Source organism: Massilia frigida, from assembly GCF_011682175.1.
Lineage (GTDB): Bacteria > Pseudomonadota > Gammaproteobacteria > Burkholderiales > Burkholderiaceae_D > Telluria_A > Telluria_A frigida.
On sequence record NZ_WHJG01000095.1, the window covers coordinates 1 to 3,151 of the forward strand.

The following is a 3,151-nucleotide window of genomic DNA, read 5'->3' on the forward strand; positions in this document are numbered from 1 at the left end:
GAATGAGGCCGATTGCCTCACTAACCAACATAGGAAACAGCTACAATCTTGCAGCAGAAACCCGGCTGTGGCGGGACCACAGGCTGCATCGAAGTCCGACTACCGCGCGAGCGGTTTAGTCCTACGCGCCAAACTGGACACCCATTCCACGGCAAACTGGACACCTGGTCCAGCGCAAACTGGACACGCATTCCACGGCAAACTGGACACCCAGTCCAGCGCAAACTGGACACCGGTTCCGCTCCAAACTGGACAGTTTGAAGCGGCCTGAATAGGGCCAACGGCAAGGGGATAACTGTGGCAACCTGCCGGATTTTTATCCGGAGGGTTGCTTGACCAATAATAGGTTATCCATGCGCAAAATCCACGAAGTACTGCGGCTGCATTTCGAGCAGGGCCGCTCCAAGCGGGAAATCGCCCGCATCATCAACGTTTCGCCCTCCACCGTCTCCGACTACGTGGCCCGCGCCAAGCTGGCCGGACTGGCGTCGCCATTGCCGCCCGGCTGCGACGATGCTGTGCTTGAGCGCTTGCTGTTTCCACCGAGCGAGCCATCGTCGGTGCAGCGGCCGGCGCCGGCCTGGCCAACCGTGCACAAGGAACTGCGCCGCAAGGGCGTGACGCTGGAGCTGCTGTGGCAGGAATATAAGTCCGAGCAGCCGGAAGGCTTCCAGTACAGCGCGTTCTGCGAACACTACCGGCGCTGGCGCCAGCAACTGACCACGTCGATGCGGCAAACCCACACACCGGGCGAGCGCCTGTTCATCGATTACGCCGGCCAGACTGTCGATGTGACCGACGGCAGCACCGGCGAAATCCGCACCGCCCAGGTGTTCGTTGCCGTACTGGGCGCCTCGAACTACACTTACATCGAGGCGACCTGGAGCCAGCAGCTGCCGGACTGGATAGGCAGCCACGTGCGCGCGCTCGCATTCTTCGGCGGCTGCACCGAGCTGTGGGTACCCGACAACCTGCGCAGCGGCGTGTCGAAGGCGTCACGCTACGAGCCCGACGTCAATCCCACCTATCACGACCTGGCCGAGCATTACGGCGTGGCGGTCCTGCCGGCGCGCGCGCGCCGGCCCAAGGATAAAGCGAAGGTCGAGAACGGCGTGCTGGTGGTCACGCGGTGGGTGCTGGCGCGCCTGCGCCACCAGCGCTTCTTCAGCCTCAATGAACTGAACCGGTCACTTTGCACGCTGCTCGCCGACCTGAACCAGAGACCCTTCAAAAAACTTCCGGGCTGCCGCGCCAGCGCCTTCGCCGAAATGGACCAGCCGGCGCTGCGGCCCTTGCCCCAAGTTGACTACGAGTACGCCGAATGGAAAGTGGCGCGGGTCGGTGTCGACTACCACGTGGAGGTCGATGGTCACTACTACTCGGTGCCGTGCCAGCACGCGCGGGCACAGGTCAGGGTGCGCATGACGCGCACCACGGTCGAGGTGTTCCAACGGGGCCAGCGCATCGCCAGTCACGTCCACTGCGCCTTCAAGGGGCGCCACACGACCATTGCCGCGCACATGCCGCCGGCGCACCGCGAGGTGGCAGGTTGGAATGCCCAGACGCTCACCGCCCGGGCCGAAGCCGTGGGGCCGCGTTGCGCGGTGCTGGTGGAGCGGCTGCTGGGCCAGCGGCACCATCCGCAGCAGGCATTCCGCAGCTGCCTGGGCGTGCTGTCGCTGGGACAGAAGTACGGCGTCGACCGGCTGGAGGCGGCCTGCGTCCGCGCGCTCAAGTACAGCGCCGTCAGCTGGAAGAGCGTCCAGGCCATCCTCAAGAATGGACTCGACCTGCAGCCGCAGGACGCGCAGCGCACGCTCGACCTGCCCGAGCACGAGAACCTGCGTGGGGCCGCTTACTACCAATCGAGCCAGATTCACTAAAATAAAGTAAACGATATATACCGTTTATATTAATAACGTGGTGCGCCGCCAGCCGGCGGCACATCACCCATGAAAGGATGACCAATGTTGAACCACCCGACCTACGACAAACTGACCCGCCTGAAGCTGTTTGGTATGGCGCGCGCCTTCGCTGAGCAAAGCGCGCTAGACCTGGACCACCTTGGTTTCGAAGAGCGGCTTGGCCTGCTGGTCGAGCACGAAGTGAGCGAGCGCGATGGCAAGGCGCTGGCGTTGCGCCTGCAACGTGCCAAGCTCAAGCCCAATACGGCGGCCGAGGACACCGACTACCGCCACGCGCGTGGGCTCGACAAGGCGCTGTTTCAACGGCTGCTCGCCGGCCTGTGGCTGAAGGAAAAGCAGAACGTGCTGCTTACCGGCCCCACCGGCGTGGGCAAGACCTGGCTGGCCTGCGCGCTCGCGCACCAGGCTTGCCGCATGGGTCGCAGTGCATATTACGTGCGTCTGCCGCGCATGCTCGACGAGTTGGCCATTGGCCGCGCCGATGGCCGCTACATGAAATTGCTCAAGCACCTGGCCAAAATTGACGTGCTTGTAATTGACGATTGGGGGCTTGCCGTGCTCGACGACGCGCACCGGCGCGACCTGCTGGAAGTGCTCGACGACCGTCACGGCAGCGGTTCGACCATCGTCACCAGCCAGCTTCCGATTGAACATTGGCACGCCGCCATCGGCGATGCCACCCTGGCCGACGCCATCCTCGACCGCCTGGTCCACAACGCCCATCAACTCAACTTGAAAGGAGATTCGCTGCGGAAAAAGCGGGCAAATTTGACAAGCTCGGCCAGTCCGGAGTAAAACCACACCTCAACCCCGCGCCGTTACGCCCAAGGTGTCCAGTTTGACATGGAACAGGTGTCCAGTTTGCGCTGGAATGACTGTCCAGTTTGCGGCGGAACAGGTGTCCAGTTTGCGTGGAATACGCACTCTTGGTCCTAGTGTCGATAAACAGGTGTTTTCCGGCACTGGCGGCGGCTAGTTGCAAATTACCCTATGCCCCAGGCAAAACTTGTACGGAAAAGTATGTCGGATTGACGCAATGTGCGGAAACCTTCCCTGTCAGGTTTTACGTCGGAAATTTCGGCGGTTCCGGCTTACACCCCCAGCAAGGCGCGCTTCTCGCGCTCGCGGATCATCTGACGCCAACCGAAGTCTTTGGCGTCCTGCTTGAGCGCCGCCAGTTGGGACAGGGTGTCATCACGCACCAGAAGCTGGGCCAACGCGGTCCT

Annotated in this window: 2 protein-coding genes; both read left to right on the plus strand. The window is 62.6% G+C overall.

Annotation, left to right across the window (positions count from 1 at the left end; genetic code table 11):
• The first annotated feature begins 353 nt into the window (after window positions 1-353).
• Window positions 354-1,883, plus strand: a complete 1,530-nt coding sequence (gene istA / locus F2P44_RS33975) for an IS21 family transposase (RefSeq protein ID WP_167094457.1) — start codon at window positions 354-356, stop codon at window positions 1,881-1,883.
• A gap of 84 nt (window positions 1,884-1,967) precedes the next feature.
• Window positions 1,968-2,720 (plus strand): IS21-like element helper ATPase IstB, encoded by a 753-nt coding sequence (istB, locus tag F2P44_RS33980; RefSeq protein WP_167094459.1) that lies wholly within the window; start codon window positions 1,968-1,970, stop codon window positions 2,718-2,720.
• Window positions 2,721-3,151 lie beyond the last annotated feature (431 nt).